The sequence below is a fragment of the Halomonas sp. M4R1S46 genome (assembly GCF_025725685.1).
GTDB lineage: Bacteria > Pseudomonadota > Gammaproteobacteria > Pseudomonadales > Halomonadaceae > Halomonas.
This window is the reverse complement of the sequence record NZ_CP107008.1, coordinates 1,091,224-1,109,443: the sequence shown is the minus strand read 5'-3', so window position 1 is coordinate 1,109,443 and position 18,220 is coordinate 1,091,224. Positions and strand designations below refer to the sequence as shown.

Genomic DNA, 18,220 nt, shown 5'->3' with positions numbered 1-18,220 from the left:
CGGTGCCCACCGCACCGCACTGGGATGACACGAAACGACAGGCCGGTCTCCGGGCTCGAAGGCGACATGTGCCGAGGCCTCATGCCGTGACCTGCACCTTCCCGGCGGGACGCCAGTGGTCGTCGCAGATCGCGCTTCATTACCGTTGCGGGGGCAGCGATGGAATCGGCCGAGGCCTCACCATACTTCCCGATTATCCCCTGACCATCAGGGGCACCCGTCTTCGAACGGGTATCGTAAGGTACCGGCCGTGCCCCGCGCAATCGGCGCGGCAAGTGCCTCGGCGACCTTGTCAGCTAAATTGGATATGTTATAACATAACATAAATATCGTGCCGAAAGCCTCGCGACTACCTGGTGGAAATCGAGGAACAGGGAGTGGAAAATGCATCGAAACTCGTGGCAACCTCCAGACCCCGGTCGGCCACCTCACCTCCCCCACCTGGACACAGGCGCATGACTCTCGCTCGCAAGGTACTGGCTATGCTCTCGCTTATCCCGGCCTCATCCGCCGTGGCCGATGCGACCCATTATCCGCTGACGGTGATGAATTGCGGCCGGGAAATTCACCTCTCTTCGGCGCCGGATCGCACCGTCACCGTCGGCCAGTCGGCGACCGAAATCCTCTATGCTCTCGGGCTGGAAGATCGGGTCGTGGGCACCTCGGTCTGGTTCAATCCGGTGCTGCCGAAGTTCCGCGATATCAATGCCGATATCGAGCGCATCGCCGACAATGACCCGAGCTTCGAGGGCGTAGTGAATCGCAAGCCGGACCTCGTCGCCGCCCAGTACGAGTGGCACGTTGGCCCCACCGGCAGCGTGGCGACCCGCGACCAGTTCCATGACCTGGGCATCGCCACCTACATCATGCCCGCCGACTGCGATAGCAAGGACAATGCCACCGGCGGCGACGGCACCCGTACCGCCGCCTTTTCGACCGATTCGATCTACAAGGGCATCCACGAGCTGGCCACGATCTTCGACATTCAAGAGGCCGGCGACGCCCTGTCAGCCGACCTGGAAGCCCGGGAGGAATACGCCATTGCCAAGGCCAGGGACCTGGATCTTCCGGACGATCTATCGGCGGTCTTCTGGTTCTCTTCCCCCGACGGATCGGCGGATCCCTATGTCGCCGGAAGGCTCGGCGCGCCAGGCTACATGATGGACAAGCTCGGCCTCCACAACGTTGTCCAGTCCGACGAGGAATGGCCGACCGTCGGCTGGGAATCGATCGCCCGCTCCGATCCCGATATCATCGTGGTGGCCCGCATGGATCGCCGCCGCTACGCGGCGGACAGCGTCGAAGCCAAGCTCGATTTCCTGCAACATGATCCCGTGGCGCGCCAGATGTCAGCGGTGAAGAACGGCCACATCATCGAGATGGATGCCCACGCCATGAGCGCCACGATGCGCACGATCTTCGGCCTCGAGACGCTGGTCGATGCCCTGTCGACCCAGTCCTTCGATCGATGACCGGCGCCCTTCGATCCATGACCCCGACCACGGCAGCCGCTGCCCCGACGCGCTCGACTCGCTCGGCTCACTCTGCCCGCTCGGCGTGGCACTGGTGCTGGCTGACGCCGCTGCTGCTGTTCCTCGCGGTGATGGCGGGCACCGCGATCGGCGAGACCTCGATTCCGCTGGACACCATCCTCAAGGTGCTGGCCAACCGGCTGTGGGGAGCGGAGTATGCCGTCGATCGAATCGATGCCGGCATCATCTGGAGCTACCGGCTCAGTCGGGCCATCCTGGCGGCCTGCTGCGGCGCCGGGCTGGCCCTGGCCGGCGTCGTGCTCCAGGCGCTGCTGCGCAATCCCCTGGCCGATCCCTTCCTGATGGGCATCTCCGCCGGCGCCTCGACCGGCGCCGTGTCGGTCGCCATCCTCGGGCTCGGCGCCGGCACCCTGACGCTGTCGCTCGGCGCCTTCGCCGGGGCGGGCCTGGCCTTCGGCCTGGTGGTGGTGCTCGCCCACGCCGCCGGCAGCGGCACCGGGGGCGGCCGCGCGACCCAGGCCGCGGGCGCCATCATCCTCGCCGGCATCGCCGGCTCGCAGCTGTTCAACGCTCTCACCGCGCTGATCATCGCCAAGTCGGCGAGCGCCGAGCAGGCCCGCGGCATCATGTTCTGGCTGATGGGCAACCTCTCCGGGGGGCGCTGGGACGACGTTGCCCTGGGGTTGCCCGCCGCCCTGGCCGGCCTGGCGATCTGCCTGTGGTATCGGCGCGCGCTGGATGCCTTCACCTTCGGCGCCGACAGCGCCGCCTCGCTGGGCATCCCGGTGCGTCGCGTGCGGGGCGTGCTGATCGCCGGCGTGGCGCTGGTGACCGCCGCCATGGTCTCCATGGTCGGCGCCATCGGCTTCGTGGGGCTGGTGATTCCCCATGCCATGCGCTTTCTCGTCGGCAGCCGCCACACCCGCCTGGTGCCGGCCTCGGCGCTGGCCGGCGCCGTCTTCCTGATCGGCGCGGACGTCCTCTCGCGCATCCTGGTGCCGGGCCAGGTGCTGCCGATCGGGGTGGTCACGGCGCTGATCGGGGCGCCGGCCTTCGCCCTGATCCTGATACGCGGCGCGAGGACGCGATGAGACTGGCCGCCGAGCATGTCGACTGGCGAGTCCACGGACACAGGCTGCTGGACGACGTCAGCCTGACGGTGATGCCCGGCGAGACCTTCGGCCTGGTCGGCCCCAACGGCTCGGGCAAGACCACCCTGCTGCGCGTGCTGGCCGGGCTGCGCCGGCCGAAGACAGGGCGCGTGCTGGCGGACGGACGGCCGATGCGCGACATGCGGCGCCACGAGATCGCCCGCGCCATCGCCTTCGTCGAGCAGCAGGCGGACACCCTCGACCGTCTCGTGGTGCGCCAGGCGGTGGCGCTGGGGCGGACGCCCTTCCTGTCGCCGCTGCGCCCCTGGTCGGAGCGGGACGACGCCATCGTCAGCCGCGCCCTTGCCGACGTCGGCCTGCAGCCCCTGGCGGATCGCCTCTGGCATACGCTCTCCGGCGGCGAGCGCCAGCGCGTGCACATCGCCCGCGCCCTGGCCCAGCAGCCGAGCGCCCTGCTGCTCGACGAGCCCACCAACCACCTGGACATTCGCCACCAGCTGTCGATCCTGAGGCTGGTCAGGCGGCTGCCGGTGACGGTGATCATCGCCCTGCACGACCTCGACCAGGCCATGGACTGCGACCGCATCGGCGTGATGGACGGCGGACGCCTGGTCGACATCGGCCCGCCTCGGGAAGTGCTGACCCTCGAGCGGCTGCGGCGTACCTTCGGCGTGCACGCCGACCTCCTCGACGACCCCGAGGATGGCCGCCCTATCCTGCGCTTTCGCCACGCCCTGTAGCGCCAGGCACGCGACTTCCTCATCACGAGGCAACCTACCAGAGACGAGAACGCCTCATGCTCGACAAGACAGCACGCAGCCGGATGGAACGCCGCCTGACGAGAGCCCTGACCGATGCCTGCGAGGCGGCCAAGCCGGTACTGCCCGGGTTCTGCTGGCTGACCCATCTGGTGGACTACCGGCGCTTCCCCGACAGCCTGAGGGTGATCTGGGTGTTCGACACCCAGGACGACCTGGCCCGGGCCCTCAAGGACGACGGCCGCCGGCGCATGCTCGACCTCACCGCCAACGCCTTCGTCGACATCGGCCTCGAGGTCACGGATATCGGTCGTCATGTGGACGTCGACAGCGAAGCGGAATGCCGCCGCGTGCACGGCGGCGACTGGCAGCGACGGCTGGCCGCGGCGGCGGCGCGCCACTGAATGGCCAAGCGCATCGAAAGCTCCTGCGTCTCGATCTGCCGGCGGGAGGGCGGGCTGTGGATCGGCTGCGGCCGCACCACCGAGGAGATCACCCGCTGGCGCTCGATGAAGCGGCCGGAGCGCATGGCGACGAACCGACGCGCAAGACAGCGACTCAAGAAGCGCGGCGACTGAGGCCGCGACGCGTCAGCGGGTCGGCACGAAGACGGGGGCGCCGTCCACCTCGACGCGGGTCAGCGGCTGATCGTAGAGCCGCTCCAGGGCGGCGAGGGTCAGCATTGCCTCGGCCGGGCCCCAGCAGGCCTGGCCATCGGGGTAGAGCAGCAGCAGGTGGCTGCACCAGCGGGCCGCCAGGTTGAGGTCATGCAGGCACATCATCACGCCCCTGCCCTGGTCGGCCTGCTCGGCGAGCAGTGCCATGGCCGCCACCTGATGGTGGAGATCGAGGTGATTGGTGGGCTCGTCGGCGAGCCAGAAGCACGGCGCCTGGGTCAGCACCGTGGCCAGGCTGACCCGCTGGCGCTCGCCGCCGGAGAGGGTCGACAGCTCCCGCTCGGCGAGATGGCCCAAATCGAGCCGGGCCAGCGCCGCGTCCGCGCGGGCGAGATCCTCGGGGCCCTCCTGCCGCCAGGGCGAGAGGAAGGGGTGGCGGCCGATCAGCGCCGTCTCGCGCACCGTGGCCGGAAAGTCGTCGTGGCGCTCCTGGAAGACCACCCCCAGCCGCCGGGCCAGCTCGCGACGGCGCCAGCGCGCCAGCGCTCGCCCGTCGAGACGCACCTCCCCCGCCCGCGGCGGCCGTAACCCGGCCAGGGTATGCAACAGCGTGGTCTTGCCCGCGCCATTGGGTCCCAGCACCCCCCAGCGCTGCCCGGGGGCGAGACACAGGTCCAGCGGCCGCCCGTCCGGGCGGCCCGGCACGTCGATGACCAGCCCCTGCGCCGCCAGGCCACTCATCGCTGGCTCCGCTGCAGCAGGTAGAGGAAGGTCGGCACCCCGAGCAGCGCCGTGATCACGCCTACCGGCAGCTGCTGCGGCGCGATCAGGGTGCGCGCCAGGGTATCGGCCAGGGTCAGCAGGGTGCCGCCGGCCAGCAGGCTGGCCGGCAGGATCCGTCGCTGGTCGTTGCCCAGCCGCAGGCGCAGCATGTGGGGCACCATCAGGCCGACGAAGCCGACGCTGCCGGCGGTGGTCACCGCCACCGCGGTGACCAGGCTGGCCAGCAGGTAGAGGGTCCATTCCAGCGGCCGGACCGCCACGCCAAGGGCGGCGGCCTGCAGCCCGCCCCGGGCCAGCACGTTGAGCGTGCGCCCCAGCGGCAGCACGACGGCCAGGCCGAGCGCGGCTACCGTCAGCACCGGCCAGGGGCTGCCCGAGTAGGCCAGGTCGCCCATCAGCCAGTAGAGCATGCCGGGCAGCCGTTCCACCGGGCTCACCGCCAGCAGGAAGGTGATCAGGGCTCCCCACCCCGCCGCCATCACCACCCCGGTGAGCAGCAGCCGGGTCGGCGTCCAGCTGCCGCCGCCATGGGCCAGGCCGAAGACGATCAGCGTCGAGGCCAGCGCCCCGGCGAAGGCCGCCCCGGAGACCAGCGCCATCCCCCAGCCGGCGAGCATGGCGGCCAGCGCCGCCACCGAGGCGCCGCCGGAGAGCCCCAGCACATAGGGGTCGGCCAGGGGGTTCCTGAGCAACACCTGCATCAGCGCGCCCGCCAGGGCCAGCAGGGCGCCGGTGCCGAAGGCCGCGAGCGCCCTCGGCAGGCGCAGTTCCAGCAGCAGGGTGCGGTGCAGGGCCTCGCCGTCGCCGGCCAGCACCGCGGCCAGCTCGCCGGGGCTCAGGGAGACGCTGCCGAGCGCCAGGGCGACCAACTGCGCCAGCAGCGCCGCCAGCGCCAGCCAGGCCAGCGGTCCCGGGCGCCGCCCCCGGAGGGAACGAGACGCCCTAGCGCCGTTCACGGGCCGTCTCCAGATGGGCGCAGAGCGCCCGGGTGCCCTGCACCAGCCGCGGCGTGGCCCGCTGGACCAGGTCCGGGTCGACGAAGAAGAGGTTGTCTCGGCGCACCGCGGTCAGCTCCGGAAACTCGCGCCAGGCCATCAGCCAGGTGGAGTCGGCCTTGCCCATGCCGCCGGTGACGATGACCTCGGGGTCCCGGGCCAGCACCGCCTCGACGCCGATCCGCGGTACCAGCGGCGCCTCCCCGGCGAACAGGTTCTCGCCGCCGCACAGCGCCAACGCCCGGCTGATCCAGTGTTCACCGTTGACCGTCATCAGCGGCCGCTCCCAGACCTGGTAGAAGACCGGTACCGGGGCGGCATCGGCGTAGCGTGCGCGCAACTCGGCCACTTGCCCACGCAGCCGCGTCGCCGCGGCCCGTCCCGCCGCCTCGCTGCCGGCCAGGGCGCCGAGGCGCTCCAGGCTGGCGGCGATGGCGGCGAAGTCGCCGGCGTCGGAGAAGAATACCGGCAGGCCGAGCGCCGACAGCCGGTCGACCTGCTCGCGGGGATTGCCGCCGGCCCAGGCCACCACCAGGTCGGGCGCCAGGGCCAGCAGGGCCTCGAGGTCGAGGCGATCGTAGCTGCCCACCCGGGGCAGCGCCCGGGCCGCGGGCGGATAGTCGCTGAAGCTGACCGCCCCCACCAGCCGCTCGCCGGCGCCGGCGGCGAACAGCAACTCGGTGACGCCGGGCGAGAGCGCGACGATGCGCCGCGCCGGGGCGTCCAGGCAGACCTCGCGGGCGGCGGCGTCGCTGACGCAGACCTCGGCCCTGACCGCACCGGACAGGGCGGCCCCGAGCCACAGGGCCAGGGCCGCCATCCAGAGGCAGCGACAGCGCCGGCTCATCACTCGCCGAAGCGCACGCTGAGGAAGGCCGCGCGGCCGGCATTCAGGTAGTCGCGCCCGCTGAAGTCACGGGCGGTGACCACGTCCCGATCGAAGACGTTCTCCAGGGTCAGGCGCGTCGACCACAGCGGTGCGAACTGCCAGCCGGCCCGCAGGTTGACGATACCGAAGCCGGGCAACCGCTCGTCGTTGGCGGCGTCGTTGTAGCGGTGGCCCTGGGCGATCAGGGAGCCGCCGAGGGTCCAGTCGCCCAGCGCTCGGTCGGCGTCCAGCCGCAGGCTGCGGGAGGCCCGGCGCACCAGGCGGTTGCCGGTCTCGCGGTCCTCCGGGTCGACATAGGTCAGCGCCGCGCGCAGGGTCCAGTCCAGCACCTCGGCGCCGGTGGCGAGCTCCACCCCGCGGATGCGGGCCTCATCGACATTGAAGGGGGCGAAGCGGCCGTCGACCAGGGTATTGGCGATCAGGTCGTCCACCTCGGTGCGGTAGACCGCCAGGTCCCAGAACCCCTTGCCGAACTGGCCACGCAGGCCCAGCTCGACGGTCCCGGAACGCTCGGGGTCGAGGTCGGGGTTGCCGAAGCCGGGCCAGTAGAGCTCGTTGAAGGTGGGCGCCCGGAAGGCCGTGCCATAGCTGGCCCGCAGGGTGTGATGGGCGTCGAGATCGTAGCCCAGCGCCAGGCTGCCGGTGACTTCCTCGCCGAAGGCCTCGTTGTCGTCGTGGCGCAGGCCGGCCTGCACGGAGAGCGGCGAGAAATCCATCAGCGCCTGGGCGAAGCCGGCGACGTTGTCGCGGCTGTCCTCGGTGAAGGCGGTGGTCCCGGAAACCTCGTCGCGGCTGGCCTCGACGCCGGCCACCAGTTCGTGGGGGCCGACCTCGAGGCTGTTCTCCCAGCGGGCGGTGTGGGTGAGCGTATCGATCACGGAGTCGCCGAAGGCATCGGTGTTGTCGCTCTCGTCGCGGGCCTCGCTGAGCGTCAGGCGGCTGGTCCAGGCCTCGGTCACCGGCAGCTCGCCGTAGACGCCGGCCACCTGCTGGACGAAATCGGTGTCGCCGCCGACGAACTCGGTGTTGCCCCGGGCGCGCAGCGCGAGCACGCCGACCTCGCCACCGCCCGCGAAGGTGTGCGAGAGCCGCGCGAAGCCGGTGGTGTTGTCATAGCCCTTGTCGCCCTCTCCCTCGACGACCTCGGTGCCCTCGGTGTCGAAGTGGCTCGCCGAGAAGGCGTAGCGGGTGCCCCCCTCGGCGCCGGAGAGGCTGGCCCCGAGGTGCCGGGTGTCGAAGGAGCCGCCGCCCAGGGTGATGCTCGGCGAGGGCCCGTCCTCGCCCTCGGGGGTGAACAGCTGCACCACCCCGCCCACGGCGTCGGCGCCGTAGAGGCTGCCCCGGGGGCCGCGCACCACCTCGATGCGCTCGAACATGCGCGGGTCGAGGAACTGCCAGGCCGGGCCGCCGGTGGTGGCGGAGCGCAGCCGAATGCCGTCGATCATCAGCAGCGTCGACTCGCTGCCGGTGCCGCGCAGGAAGACGCTGCTGGTCTTGCCGAAGCTGCCGTTGGTCGTGACATCCACCCCGGGCTGGGCACGCAGGATGTCGGTGATGGCCTTGGGGTCCTGGCGGCGCAGCGCCGCCTCGTCGAGGACGGTGACCGAGGCCAGCGACTCGCTGGTGGTCCGCGGGGAAAGGGTCGCCGAGACCACCAGCGGGTCGAGGCGCAGCGCGGTCTCGCTGACGCTGTCGTCGGTCTCGGCGGCGCCGGCCAGCGGCGCCACGCCCAGGCACAGGACGGCCAGCGCCCGGCGGCGGAAGAACGGTGTGATCATGATCGTTTTCCCAGGGCCGCACGCACCCGCGCGGCATGAACCCTCGAAGGCCAGGCGGGAAGGGGCTCCGGGGCGGGATCCGCGGCGTGTCGCCCTGCCCTCGGATCGCCCTCCGCGTCCCGGCATGCGCTCACAGGCCGGTCTCCGGGCTGACGAGGGAGGCGCTGGCGCCTCGGGACCGCCGCCTTCCCGTGTCGAAGCACAGTGGCGAATAGCGGTCCGTGACTCGATCACCGTTGCGGGGGCAGCGTCGGGCTGGCGTTGCCGCGTCACCGACTTCCCGTTTCAACCTGGCCCGTCTGCGCGGGCCTGGAGCCTGTCGGGCATGACCGATCGTCGCGAGAAGTCGATCAGTGTCGTGTCCGGCAGGCTCCCTGGTCACCTGAGAGTGGGCGTAAGCTAGCAACCGGCCGGGGGGGCGTCAACGCACATCCGCCACCGGCTTGACCTGGCTCAGCCGCCGCACCAGCCCGTGACGCACGTACCAGACCGCCTCGGCCCGGGCCGCGGCGTCCTGGGCCAGCCAGCCGGCCAGGTCGCGCAGGCGACGATCCTCCGGCGCCAGGGGCACGATCCCGCGGCCCATCTCCGGCAGGATCAGCACGACCTCGCCGCCCGTCTGCCGCTCGGCCTCGCCCATCGCCGCCAGCTCGTCGACCAGCCACCCTCGCAGCCGGTCGTCGTCGGGCTCGCCGCTCAGGGCCCCGACGAGCCAGTCGCCCCAGCCGGTGATCACCAGGGCGCGTCCCGAGGCGAGCCGGTCGCGCCAACCGGAAAGCGCGCCGCCTTCCCCCGCCCTCAGCCAGACGGCCGCGGGGAAACGCGCCGCTACGGTGTCGCGCTTGCCGGCACAGGCACCGCCGATGAACAGCTGCATTGCCAGTCGCTCCCCTGTCGAACGAAGACGAAACGGCGGCCCTGGGCCTGGCCGACCACCCCGTCCCAGAAATCCACCGCCTCCAGGCGCCGTCGCAGCTCGCGGATGGCGCCCCCATGACTCACCGCCAGCACGCGGCGGTGCCGAGACTCGCGGGCCTCGGCCAGCACGCCCTCCAGCCAGGCCGAGAGCCGGGCCCAGAGATCCTCCGCCGACTCGCCGCCCGGCGTGGCCCGCCTGCCGTGGCTATCCACCCAGGCCCGATAGCCCGGGTCGTCCTTCAACGCCTCCCAGGTGCGGCCCTCGTAGTCGCCGAAGTCCAGCTCGCGTAGCCGGGCATCGAAGCGCGGCGTCGCCCCGCGCCCCTCCAGCAGATGGGCCAGCGTCTGGCGACAGCGGATCAGGTCGCTGCAGTGGATGGCGTCGAAGGCGACGTCCGCCAGCGCGTCGCGCAGCCGGTCCATGTCCGCCAGCGCCTCGGGCAGCAGCAGCGGGATGTCGCGCTGTCCCTGGTAGCGACGCTCGCGGTTCCAGGCCGTGAGGCCATGGCGCACCACGACCAGCTCGAGTCGGGCAATATCGCTCATGAGTGATCCTCGCCCTGCCATGGGCCAGCCCTCAGGCCGGGGCGAACGACCACCAGCTCCAGGCGATCAGCAGCAAGCATAGTTCTCCTCCCTCGATGGCGGCCCCGACGATATCGCCGTTGATGCCGCCGAAGGCCCGGCGCACCGCCAGGCCGTAGATGATGATGAAGGCCGCCAGGCCCAGGGCCAGCCAGGCCGCACCGGGCACGACGACGAGCCCGGCCAGCGGCAGCAGCGCCGCCAGGGCGAGATCCCGGGCGCCGAGGCTCTGCTGCCAGGCGTGGGCCAGGCCCTCCCGCCGCGCCGCCGACACGCCCACCAGCAGGCCGAGGCCGCCGAGCCGCGCCAGGGTGGCGATCGGTACCAGCCACCAGGGGCTCGCGCCGGCCTCGAGCAGGGCCCACAGCAGGGCGGCCTTCCACGCCAGGTGGAAGACCAGCGCCAGCACGGCGAAGCTGCCCACCTGGGCATCCTTCATGATCGCCCAGCGGCGGTCCAGCGGGGCGTTGCTGCCCAGGGCATCGGCCAGGTCCATCAGGCCATCCAGGTGCAGGCCGCCGGAGAGCGCCACCCACAGACTGAGCAGCAGCAGGGCCAGCAGCGGCGTGGGCAACAGCGGCTGCAGCAGCGTGCCGACGCCCCCCGCCAGGGCCCCGAGCAGCGCGCCCACCAGCGGATAGGCCCGCGCCGCCCAGCGTCGGGTGGCCGGGGTCCAGGGACAGGCCACCGGCACCGGCAACCGGGTCAGGAACTGGATCGCCAGCAGCGTGCCGAAGGCGGCGTCCTTCATGGGCTCTCTCCCTTCCAGTCGATGGGCTGGCCGGCCACCACCTCGATTACCCGATCCGCCCGCCGGGCCAGCTCGCGGTGCAGGCCCTGCAGGAAGGCCAGGTAGCGCCAGACCAGGGGGTCCCGGGGGGGCAGGTCCTCGTTGAGATCATTGGAGACCACCACCAGGGCGATGTCGCGACGACGGGCCGTCGCGACCAGTTGCTGGAGCCTCGCCGCCCCCTCCGCCTCCGCCAGGCGGGCCTCGAACAGCGCCTGGCTGGCCCACAGGGTCAGGCAGTCCAGCAGCACGCTGCTGCCCGCCTCGACTCCAACCAGGGCACCGGCCAGATCCAGGGGCGCCTCGAGGGTCACCCAGTCCTCGCCGCGCTCGCGTCGGTGGCGGGCGACCCTTGCTGCCATCTCGTCGTCGGCGACCCGGGCCGTGGCCAGGTAGACGAGGCCGCCGGGGCGCGGCGATCGCCACGCCCGGGCCAGGGCCTCGGCCACCGCGCTCTTGCCCGAGCGCGCCCCGCCGGAGACGAAGGCGATCATGGGCGCCGCCACTCGGCCAGGGCCGCCAGCAGGCGCGCGTTGTCCGGGCCGTCGCGCAGGGCCAGGCGCAGCCAGCGGCCATCGAGGCCGGGAAAGGAGTGGGTATGCCGGGCCAGCAGGCCCCGGCGCAGCAAGAAGGCGAAGAGCGCCTCCGCCTCCTGCGCCTGCCACCTTCCGCCCAGCAGGAAGTAGTTGGCCTGGGTGGGCGGCACGTCGTAGCCCAGCTCGCGAACCGCCTCGGGCATGGCCGGACGCTGCCCGGCCAGCCAGTCCCGGGTGCGCGCCAGGTAGTCGGCGTCGGCCAGCAGCGGGGCCACCAGCCCCAGCGCCAGGGCATTGACGCTCCAGGGCATCTGCCGGGCGCGGGCCCCTCGCACCAGCGCGGGGGCGCCGAGCAGGTAGCCGAGGCGCAGGCCCGGCAGGTCGAAGAGCTTGGTCAAGGAGCGCAGCAGCAGCAGGTTCGGCGCCCCCGCCAGCAGCGGGGTGAGGCGCTCGTCGCCGTCGGTGAAGTCGACGAAGGCCTCGTCCACCACCAGGGTCGTGCCGGTCTCGCGCCCCCGGGCGAGCAGGCGCTCGATGGCCTGCCGGGGCACCAGGGTGCCGGTGGGATTGTTGGGCCGGCACAGGAAGGCGACGTCCACCTCGGCCAGGGCCCGCTCGGTGGCGGCGACGTCGAGCCGGAAGGCCTCGCCGCACAGCGCCAGCGACGCCACCGCCAGGCCATAATGGTCACAGGCCCGACGGTACTCGCCGAAGGTCGGCTCGATTACCAGTGCCCGACCGCCGGCGTGCAGGGCCGCCGCCAGGTAAATCGCCTCGGCGCCGCCGTTGGTGGGCAGCACCTGCTCGGGGGTCAGCCCTTCGCGGGCGGCGATGGCCCGGCGGGCCCGGTCGTCGTCCGGGTCCGGGTAGTCGGCGAGCCGACCCGCGGCCTCGCCCAGCCAGTCGCCCAGCCAGGCCGGGGGGCCCAGCGGATTGAGGTTGGCGCTGAAGTCGATCAGCGGATGGTCCTGCGGTAGGCCGAAGCGCGCCAGCAGGGGCGCACGGCGGCCCCCATGGCGGGGCCAGTCGGGTGGGGAGAGGCGATTCATGTCAGCCACTCCTGCACCAGCACCAGGGGCGTGGCCAGCAGCAGGAAGGCCAGCCAGCCGCCATGCATGTGACGGATGGCACGCTCGATATGGCCGGCGGTGAGGACCTCATGGGGCGTGCCCAGGGTGGCACGCGGCGAGGGGCGCCCGGCGTAGTGGTTGAGGCCGCCGAGCCGGACCCCCATCAGGTTGGCCACCATGGCCTCCGGCCAGCCGGCATTGGGGCTGGGATGGCGGGACGCCTCGCGGCGCGTGGCCGCCAGTGCCCCGGCGCGGCGACTGCCGGGGATGGCCCGGGCGGCCAGCCACAGCGACAGGGCGGTCAGGCGGGCCGGCAGCCAGTTGACGGCATCGTCGAGCCGCGCCGAGGCGCGGCCGAAGTCCATGAAGCGCGGGCTGCGGTAGCCGACCATGGAGTCCAGGGTATTGGCCGCCTTGTAGGCCAGCGCCAGGGGCGCGCCGCCGAGCAGTGCCCAGAACAGGGGCGCGGTGATGCCGTCCACGGTGTTCTCGGCCACGGTTTCCACCGCCCCCCGGGCCAGTTCGGCCTCGTCGAGGTCGGCGGTGTCACGGCCGACGATCCGGGCAAGCTGCTGCCGGGCCTCGGGCAAGGCCCCACGGATCAGGGGCTCGGCCACCGCCCGGGCGGCCTCGGCGAGCCCCCGGGCGGCCAGGGCCGTGGCCAGCAGGCCGAGCTCCGCGGCCACCGCCAGCCAGGGGCTGAGCCAGGCGAGGCATGCCAGCAGGCCCCAACTGAGCGCCCAGGTCCCGCCCACCACCAGCACCGCCAGCCATATGCCGCGCCGCCGGCGGGCGGCGGCCGGTCCCTGGTTCCAGGCGCGCTCCAGCCGGGCGATCACCCGGCCGATGCCCACCACGGGATGCGGCAGCCAGGGCGGGTCGCCCAGCAGCAGGTCGATGGCGAGGGCCGCGCCGATCAGCGCCAGTAGCTCCCAGGACAGCGGGGCCAGCGTCATGACACGACCTCCCCCGCGGCCAGGGAGGCCCGGATGGCCCGGAACACGGCGCCCCCGAAGGCCAGGCATCGCACGGGCGGGCGCCGCGAGACCGCCACCGGCTCAGCGCGCCCGGCGGTCATCGACACCGGCATCGCCGAAGGTCGCCATCTCCGCCAGCATGGCCGTGGCCGCCTCGAGCAGCGGGAAGGCCAGGGCGGCGCCGCTGCCCTCGCCCAGACGCAACGCCATGGCCAGCAGCGGCTCGCCGTCGAGCGCCGCCAGGGCCCGGCCGTGGCCGGGCTCATCGGAGCGATGGCCGAAGATCAGGTAGGGACGCAGGGCCGGGTCGAGGCGGCAGGCGGTGAGCGCGGCCACGGTGGCGATGAAGCCATCGACGAGGATCGGCAAGCGGCGGGCGGCCGCGCCCAGGTAGGCGCCCACCATGGCGGCGATCTCCAGGCCGCCCAGCCGGGCGAGCACCTCCAGGGGATCGGCGGGGTCCGGCGCCCGGGCGACGAGGGCCGCCTCGATGACCGCTCGCTTGTGGGCCAGGGCGTCACCGGCCACCCCGGTGCCCGGGCCCACCAGCTCGGCCACCGGCGCCCCGGTCAGGACCGCCAGCATGGCGCTGCTGGCGGTGGTGTTGGCGATGCCCATCTCGCCGACGATCAGGCAGCGACAGCCGGCCGCGGCGGCGCGCTCGGCGGCGCGTCGGCCAACCTCGATGGCCGAGCCGGCCTCGTCGCGGGACATGGCATCCTGCCGGGCCAGGTTGGCGGTGCCGGGGCGTACCCTGTCGTGCACGACCCCGCTCGCCGGCAACTCGCCGGCCACCCCCACGTCGACCACTTCCAGCCGCGCGTCGAGGCGCCGCGAGAAGACATTGATGGCCGCCCCGCCGGCGACGAAGTTGGCCACCATCTGGGCCGTCACCGCCTGGGGGAAGGCCGAGACGCCCTCCTCGGCCACCCCGTGGTCGGCGGCGAAGACGACCACGCCGGGCGGCGTGACGCGCGGGAAGTCCTCGCCGGTGATGCCGGCCAGGGTCACCGCCAGCGCCTCCAGGCGACCCAGGCTGCCGGGGGGCTTGGTGAGGGTATCGAGATAGCGACGGACCCGCTCGGCGCAGGCCGCGTCCGGCGCGGCGATGGGTGGCAGAAGATCGTTCACGGGGCGTCTCCGGGCATCCTTGTCGAGCCGGACATCCTACCAGAGGGGAGCCGGCGAGGCCTGCCTGCGGATCGTCGATCCGCTGCTAAGCTGATTCAGGCAACACCATCACAACGATGCCCCGGCGGGAGACACGCCAGCCGCCCAGCCGGGCGAGCCAGGAGTCAGCACCATGACCCAGACACCGCCACGCACCCGCGGGCTTCATGAGCTCTACGCCGAGGACCCCGAGGCCGCCGACAAGCTGCTGTGGGATCGTGAAGTGGACCCGGTGACCCGCCGCGGCTTCCTCAAGCGCTCCAGCCTGCTGGCCATGGCCGCGGCGGTGGGGGGCAGCATTCCCTTCGCCCACCAGATGCCCGGCGGCCTGATCCCCGCCGCCCTGGCCCAGAGCGAGGAACCCTTCCGCCTGACCGGCAAGGAAGGCCTGACCGTCCTCAACGACCGTCCCATCAATGCCGAGACGCCCCCCCACCTGCTCGACGACGACGTGACACCCGGCCGGTTCATGTTCGTGCGCAACAACGGCATCCCGCCGGCGGTGGAGGCCATCGACGTCGATGCCTGGCAACTCGAGATCGCCGGGGAGTCCTGCGTGAATCCGCAGACCTTCTCCATCGCCGAGCTCAAGCAGCAGTTCGAACACCATACCTACCAGCTGCAGGTGGAATGCGGCGGCAACGGACGCAGCGAGTACGTGCCCTCGGCGAGCGGCAACCAGTGGACCACCGGGGCGGTGGCCTGTCCCTCCTTCACCGGGGCGCGGCTGCGCGACGTGCTGGAGGCCTGCGGCATCGCCGAGGACGCCGTCTATATCGGCTACTACGGCGCCGACAGCCATGTCAGCGGCGACCCCGAGCGGGAGCCCATTTCCCGGGGGGTGCCCATGGCGAAGGCGCTGGAGGACGAGTCGCTGATCGCCTGGGCGATGAACGGCGAGGATATCCCCTACCTCAACGGCCACCCGCTGCGCGTGGTCTGTGGCGGCTGGCCGGGGTCGGTATCGGGCAAGTGGCTGAACCGCATCGTGATCCGCAACCAGAAGCACGACGGCACCAAGATGGGGGCGCCCTCCTACAGCGTGCCCAAGCATCCGGTCGCGCCCGGCACCGAGGTGCCGCTGGAGGACTTCGAGACCATCCACTCCATGCCGGTGAAGTCGCTGGTGACCTTTCCGAAATCGGGCGTCACGCATGCCCTGGACGAACCGCTGGCGGTGCGCGGCCATGCCTGGGCCGGGGATCTCGCGGTCGAGGCCGTGCATGTCTCCATCGATTTCGGCGCCACCTGGCAGCAGACCGAGCTCAAGGCGGCGCCCAACCGGCTCGCCTGGCAGCGCTGGACGAGCGCGGTGGAATTTCCCGAACCCGGTTACTACGAGGTCTGGGCCAGGGCCACCGACAGTCAGGGACGCGCCCAGCCGATGGTGGTACCGGGCTGGAATCCCAAGGGCTATCTCAACAACGCCTGCCACCGCATCGCCGTCCAGGTGGCATAGGGGGTCCCATGACGATCACGCTACCCGTGCGGCCGTTGCTGCTGGCCCTGACCTTGCTCGTCCCCCCGGGCGCGGCCGCCCAGGAGACCGACCCCGAGACCGGCCTGGTCAAGGCCGAGGGATGGCAGGTGGTCAAGGCCAACTGCACGGTCTGCCATTCCGCCAAGCTGGTCACCCAGAACAGTGGCTCGCGCAACCATTGGGAGCACCTGATCCGCTGGATGCAGGATACCCAGGGACTCTGGCAGTTCCGCCCCGAGATGGAGGCCACCATCCTCGACTACCTGGCCGAGCACTACGGGCCCAAGGCCGGCGCCCGCCGTGCTCCCCTGCCCCGTCAACTGATGCCGGACACCCCCTACGCGTCAGGCGATGATGCCGGCTGATCCAGCCGGCGTGCCGCCGGCCGCTCGGCCGATGGATCCCTGGGCGACGGATCCGGAACCTCAGCGCACTAGCGTCTGTCGCTGACGTCGCCTGTCACGGAACCGGCCAGCCGGCGGTAGCGCTCTGGGAGATGTTTATCCCCAGAGCCATGTCGGATCGTCGGCGGCGGGTAACCATGGTGCCACGATCCCAGGGACGACAACGATGAATCGACGCGACTTCCTGAAGGCCAGCACCATCCTCGGCGGCGCCTTCCTGCCCCTCTCGCCTCTGCTCGCCGCTCCCTCACGGCGAATCCCCACCACCGGTCCCCGCGAGCCCTTCGATCATGCCTGGCTCAAGGGCCTGGCCCGTCACCTCGCCGAGCAGCCTCCACGGGAGGCCCCTCCCGAGTTGCCGGCGACACTCGAGGACCTGAGCTGGGACCAGTACCAGGCCATCAGCTTTCGTCCCGATCACGCCCTCTGGGCCCAGGACGAGGTCCCCTTTCGGGCCCAGCTCTTTCACCTGGGCCGAAATTTCAGGCGGCCGGTCAGGATCTACACCCTTCGCGACGGCCAGGCTCAGGAGGTCGCCTACGATCCGGCGATGTTCGACTTCGGCGCCTCCGGCGTCGAGGGCGAGACCCTCGACGAGCACCTGGGCTTCGCCGGCTTCCGTCTCCACCACCGGGACGACTGGCAACGGGATATCGCCGCCTTCCTCGGAGCCAGCTACTTCCGCGCGGTCAGTGACTCCCTGCAATACGGCCTGTCGGCGCGCGGCCTGGCCATCGACACCGCCATGAACCGCCCCGAGGAATTTCCCGACTTCACCCGCTTCTGGCTGGAGCGACCCGGCGACGGAGAGGCCGTCAATGTCTATGCCCTGCTCGAGTCGCCCAGCGTCACCGGCGCCTATCGGTTCCGGATCAGCACCCCGGAAGACGGCGTGGTCATGGACGTGGACGCCACCCTCTACCCGCGCCAGGGCATCGAGCGCCTGGGCATCGCCCCGCTGACCAGCATGTACCTGGTCGGCGAGAACGACCGCGACGCCGGCTGGGACTGGCGTCCCGAGATCCACGACTCCGACGGCCTGGCGATGCACACCGGCGATGGCGAATGGCTGTGGCGCCCGCTCACCAACCCGCGCCAGTTGCGCTTCAATGCCTACGCCGACACCAACCCCCGCGGCTTCGGCCTGGTCCAGCGTGACCATGACTTCGACCACTACCAGGACGACGGCGTCTTCTACGACCGCCGGCCCAGCCTGTGGGTCGAGCCCAAGGGCGACTGGGGCGCCGGCTCGGTGCAGTTGACCGAGATCCCGACCCTCGACGAGACCTTCGACAACATCGTCGCCTTCTGGCACCCCGAGGCCCCCATCGAACCCGGCCAGGAGATGCGGTTCGGCTACCGCCTGTACTGGCACGCCTACCCGCCACATCAGCCGCCCCGAGCGCGCTGCGTCGCCACCCGCACCGGCCTGGGCGGGGTCGTCGGCCAGCCTCGTGAGTACTTCAGCCGGCGCTTCGTGGTCGACTTCCAGGGCGGCCCTTTCCCCCTCGATGACCAGGCAGACTTCGAGGTCAAGCCGGTCATCGTGACCTCGGCGGGCCGCGTCGAGATCACCTCGGCCCGCGCCCTGGAGGCGATCCAGGGCTATCGGGCGATGTTCGATGTCGTTCCCCCGGACGATGGCACCGAGCCGATCAATCTGCGCCTCTATCTGGAGGGCGACGGCCAACCGCTGACCGAGACCTGGATCTACCAGTGGACGCCGCCGCCCGCCGAGGAGCGGAAGCTTCACAACCCCGCCCACCTGTGAGCGCCACGCTTGCCCGACCGGCCTCTGCGGGGGACTCGTGACCGGGCACTGGGCGCTGGCCGTTGGCCCCGGCCGGGCCTTCGGCTTGCAGACG

The 18,220-nt window shown here is 71.8% G+C and carries 19 protein-coding genes and 2 riboswitches; of the genes, 8 read left to right on the top strand and 11 right to left on the bottom strand.

From position 1 onward, the window contains the following. Window positions 1–22 precede the first annotated feature (22 nt). Window positions 23–236: riboswitch (cobalamin riboswitch) on the bottom strand. A gap of 219 nt (window positions 237–455) precedes the next feature. From OCT48_RS05280 to OCT48_RS05260, 5 genes are read left to right on the top strand one after another with little or no spacing between them, the layout of a single operon-like run. Next, entirely contained in the window at window positions 456–1,472 is a 1,017-nt protein-coding gene (locus tag OCT48_RS05280; protein WP_263591676.1) for an ABC transporter substrate-binding protein, read from the top strand. 17 nt (window positions 1,473–1,489) lie between these two features. Next, window positions 1,490–2,584 (top strand): FecCD family ABC transporter permease, encoded by a 1,095-nt coding sequence (locus tag OCT48_RS05275; protein WP_263591675.1) that lies wholly within the window; start codon window positions 1,490–1,492, stop codon window positions 2,582–2,584. Then, entirely contained in the window at window positions 2,581–3,345 is a 765-nt protein-coding gene (locus tag OCT48_RS05270) for an ABC transporter ATP-binding protein (protein WP_263591674.1), read from the top strand. Before OCT48_RS05275 ends, OCT48_RS05270 begins: the two co-directional genes overlap by 4 nt. Before the next feature lie 56 nt (window positions 3,346–3,401). Beyond that, the gene (locus tag OCT48_RS05265) at window positions 3,402–3,767 is read left to right on the top strand and encodes a hypothetical protein (RefSeq protein ID WP_263591673.1); all 366 of its coding nucleotides are present in this window, start codon (window positions 3,402–3,404) and stop codon (window positions 3,765–3,767) included. Then, window positions 3,768–3,941, top strand: coding sequence for a DUF1289 domain-containing protein (locus tag OCT48_RS05260; RefSeq protein WP_263591672.1), 174 nt, complete (start codon window positions 3,768–3,770; stop codon window positions 3,939–3,941). A gap of 12 nt (window positions 3,942–3,953) precedes the next feature. Here the strand turns inward: OCT48_RS05260 and OCT48_RS05255 are convergent, their stop codons facing one another. The 11 genes from OCT48_RS05255 to cobT form a co-directional block, all read right to left on the bottom strand. Then, window positions 3,954–4,721 (bottom strand): ABC transporter ATP-binding protein, encoded by a 768-nt coding sequence (locus tag OCT48_RS05255; protein WP_263591671.1) that lies wholly within the window; start codon window positions 4,719–4,721, stop codon window positions 3,954–3,956. Continuing rightward, window positions 4,718–5,719 (bottom strand): FecCD family ABC transporter permease, encoded by a 1,002-nt coding sequence (locus OCT48_RS05250; RefSeq protein WP_263591670.1) that lies wholly within the window; start codon window positions 5,717–5,719, stop codon window positions 4,718–4,720. The genes OCT48_RS05255 and OCT48_RS05250 overlap by 4 nt, the downstream gene beginning before the upstream one ends. Continuing rightward, entirely contained in the window at window positions 5,706–6,605 is a 900-nt protein-coding gene (locus OCT48_RS05245; protein ID WP_263591669.1) for a cobalamin-binding protein, read from the bottom strand. Before OCT48_RS05245 ends, OCT48_RS05250 begins: the two co-directional genes overlap by 14 nt. Continuing rightward, the gene (locus tag OCT48_RS05240; protein WP_263591668.1) at window positions 6,605–8,425 is read right to left on the bottom strand and encodes a TonB-dependent receptor domain-containing protein; all 1,821 of its coding nucleotides are present in this window, start codon (window positions 8,423–8,425) and stop codon (window positions 6,605–6,607) included. Before OCT48_RS05240 ends, OCT48_RS05245 begins: the two co-directional genes overlap by 1 nt. Before the next feature lie 117 nt (window positions 8,426–8,542). Further along, window positions 8,543–8,760: riboswitch (cobalamin riboswitch) on the bottom strand. Between the two features lie 86 nt (window positions 8,761–8,846). After that, on the bottom strand, window positions 8,847–9,302 hold the full coding sequence (locus tag OCT48_RS05235; protein ID WP_263591667.1) for a bifunctional adenosylcobinamide kinase/adenosylcobinamide-phosphate guanylyltransferase: 456 nt from the start codon (window positions 9,300–9,302) through the stop codon (window positions 8,847–8,849). Next, complete coding sequence (locus tag OCT48_RS05230; protein WP_263591666.1) at window positions 9,254–9,889, bottom strand: histidine phosphatase family protein; 636 nt, start codon at window positions 9,887–9,889, stop codon at window positions 9,254–9,256. The genes OCT48_RS05235 and OCT48_RS05230 overlap by 49 nt, the downstream gene beginning before the upstream one ends. Before the next feature lie 31 nt (window positions 9,890–9,920). Beyond that, entirely contained in the window at window positions 9,921–10,679 is a 759-nt protein-coding gene (gene cobS / locus OCT48_RS05225; RefSeq protein WP_263591665.1) for an adenosylcobinamide-GDP ribazoletransferase, read from the bottom strand. Beyond that, window positions 10,676–11,212: a bifunctional adenosylcobinamide kinase/adenosylcobinamide-phosphate guanylyltransferase gene (locus tag OCT48_RS05220; protein WP_263591664.1), complete on the bottom strand. Its 537-nt coding sequence runs from the start codon at window positions 11,210–11,212 to the stop codon at window positions 10,676–10,678. The genes cobS and OCT48_RS05220 overlap by 4 nt, the downstream gene beginning before the upstream one ends. Continuing rightward, window positions 11,209–12,303 (bottom strand): threonine-phosphate decarboxylase CobD, encoded by a 1,095-nt coding sequence (cobD, locus tag OCT48_RS05215; protein ID WP_263591663.1) that lies wholly within the window; start codon window positions 12,301–12,303, stop codon window positions 11,209–11,211. The genes OCT48_RS05220 and cobD overlap by 4 nt, the downstream gene beginning before the upstream one ends. After that, a complete protein-coding gene (gene cbiB, locus OCT48_RS05210; RefSeq protein WP_263591662.1) occupies window positions 12,300–13,280 on the bottom strand; it encodes an adenosylcobinamide-phosphate synthase CbiB in 981 nt (326 codons plus the stop codon). Before cbiB ends, cobD begins: the two co-directional genes overlap by 4 nt. A 102-nt stretch (window positions 13,281–13,382) precedes the next feature. After that, complete coding sequence (cobT, locus tag OCT48_RS05205) at window positions 13,383–14,432, bottom strand: nicotinate-nucleotide--dimethylbenzimidazole phosphoribosyltransferase (protein ID WP_263591661.1); 1,050 nt, start codon at window positions 14,430–14,432, stop codon at window positions 13,383–13,385. 172 nt (window positions 14,433–14,604) lie between these two features. Between cobT and OCT48_RS05200 the strand changes: the two genes are divergently transcribed. The 3 genes from OCT48_RS05200 (at window position 14,605) to OCT48_RS05190 (ending at window position 18,126) form a co-directional block, all read left to right on the top strand. After that, window positions 14,605–15,930 carry a sulfite oxidase gene (locus tag OCT48_RS05200; RefSeq protein ID WP_263591660.1) on the top strand — a complete coding sequence of 442 codons (1,326 nt, stop codon included), beginning with the start codon at window positions 14,605–14,607 and terminating at the stop codon, window positions 15,928–15,930. 8 nt (window positions 15,931–15,938) lie between these two features. Further along, on the top strand, window positions 15,939–16,316 hold the full coding sequence (locus tag OCT48_RS05195) for a hypothetical protein (protein ID WP_263591659.1): 378 nt from the start codon (window positions 15,939–15,941) through the stop codon (window positions 16,314–16,316). Between the two features lie 205 nt (window positions 16,317–16,521). Beyond that, complete coding sequence (locus OCT48_RS05190) at window positions 16,522–18,126, top strand: glucan biosynthesis protein (RefSeq protein ID WP_263591658.1); 1,605 nt, start codon at window positions 16,522–16,524, stop codon at window positions 18,124–18,126. Window positions 18,127–18,220 lie beyond the last annotated feature (94 nt).